Here is a 1,601-nt window from a genome sequence, read left to right on the forward strand (position 1 = left end):
CCGCGAACCCCCGGGGTTCGGCCACGGCATGGACGAGCACGACCCTGGCCTCAAGGAGCGCCTGGCCGACAAGGCGCATCACCTCGGCGAGCGGGCACACCACTGGAGAGACGACATGCGCGACGGCACATCGCATCTTTATCACGCCTCGCGTCACGGCGCGCAGGACGCCTCGCGCTGGGCCCGAGACGCCGGCCACCAGACCAGTCACTTCATCCAGGAGCACCCGCTGGTGGCCGGTGCGCTGGGCTTCGCGATTGGCGCCGCGCTCGGCGGCCTCCTACCCTCTACCCGTAGGGAAGATGCCGCCCTGGGCGAGTACCGCGACCGGCTGATGAGCGACGCCGCCGAGCGCGGCCACGAGCAGGCGGACAAGATGCAGCACGCACTTCACGAAAGGACCGAGAAGATGAAAGACGACACGGACAAGACCCACGAGCAGGACGAGCACCGCCAGGAGCACGACCCGCGCCACACGCCCAGCGACACCGACAGCGAGCACATGCGCTACTCCGACGAGGCGATGCCGGGCCACAACGCCCCTTCCGGCCAGAGTGGCCACCCGGGCCACCAGCCCACGCCCCACGACAAGGACCCCCGGCGCAACGAGCACGGCCTGGCGAACTCCGACACCCCCTCCGGCAACACCCAGGGCGACGACACCCTGGAGCCGCCCAAGCGCTGATTTGAAAGCGCTGGCCTCGAGAGGTTTGCACTCTTCGCGCCCGGCTTCGGCCGGGCGCTACTGTTGATGGCGGCGCTTGACCTCGACACTCAATCGGCCTTCCCCCAAGCGCAGCGATAGCGCCTGGCCCGGGGTGACATCCTTGGCCCTGCGCACGACCTGGCCCGCTTCGTCCTGGGCGATGGCGTAGCCCCGGCCCAGTACCGCCAGGGGGCTTACGGCATTGAGCTCCCGCGCGGCGCTGTTCAGCCGGGCACGGTGATCGTGCAGGCCGCGCGTCATGGCACCTTCCAGCCGCCGCGACAGCTGCGTCAGGCGCGTCTGCTCGCCCTGGTGAAGGCGCGCCATGTCCTGGCTTTCCATCCGCCGGGCCAGTTGGGTCACGCGTTGCTGCTGCTGGGCCAGGGCGAGCCGGGCGGCGCGGTGAAGGCGCTGGGCGAGGGCATCCACGTGGTGGCGCTGCTGAGCCAGGCGCTCACCCGGGTGGCGCAGCCGCGCGCGCAGGCCGTCCAGGCGCTGGCTGTCGCGTTCGAGCCGGGCTTGCATGGCGCGAGCCAGCCGCGCCTCGTGCCGGGCAAGCGCTTGCGCCAGGGCCTGGCCATCCGGCACCAGCCGCTCCGCCGCCGCCGATGGAGTGGGCGCGCGCAGGTCGGCGGCGTAATCGGCGAGCGTGGTATCCACCTCGTGGCCCACGGCGGACATCACCGGAAGCCGCGAGTGGAAGATCGCCCGCGCCAGGTGCTCGTTGTTGAACGCCCACAAATCCTCCAGGCTTCCGCCGCCCCGGGTGATCAGGATCGCATCCCGGGCCGGGTCGAGCCGCGCCTGGCGGTTCAAAAGCCCGAGGGCTGCGATCATCGCCGGGGCGGCCTCCGCCCCCTGCACCGGTACGGGAATCAGCGTCACGTCCGCCAGC

At 71.3% G+C, this 1,601-nt stretch carries 1 protein-coding gene and 1 pseudogene; one reads left to right on the forward strand and one right to left on the reverse strand.

The window, feature by feature from the left end; genetic code table 11:
- Positions 1–685: pseudogene (locus tag BIS11_RS17030) on the forward strand (hypothetical protein); the annotation flags it as partial.
- Positions 686–742: 57 nt separating this feature from the next.
- Here BIS11_RS17030 and xseA read toward each other — a convergent pair.
- Positions 743–1,601: exodeoxyribonuclease VII large subunit (gene xseA, locus BIS11_RS17035; RefSeq protein ID WP_253586647.1), on the reverse strand; the 859-nt coding region annotated here is incomplete at its 5' end.

The organism is Halomonas sp. 707D4 (assembly GCF_024158685.1).
Taxonomy (GTDB): Bacteria; Pseudomonadota; Gammaproteobacteria; order Pseudomonadales; family Halomonadaceae; genus Vreelandella.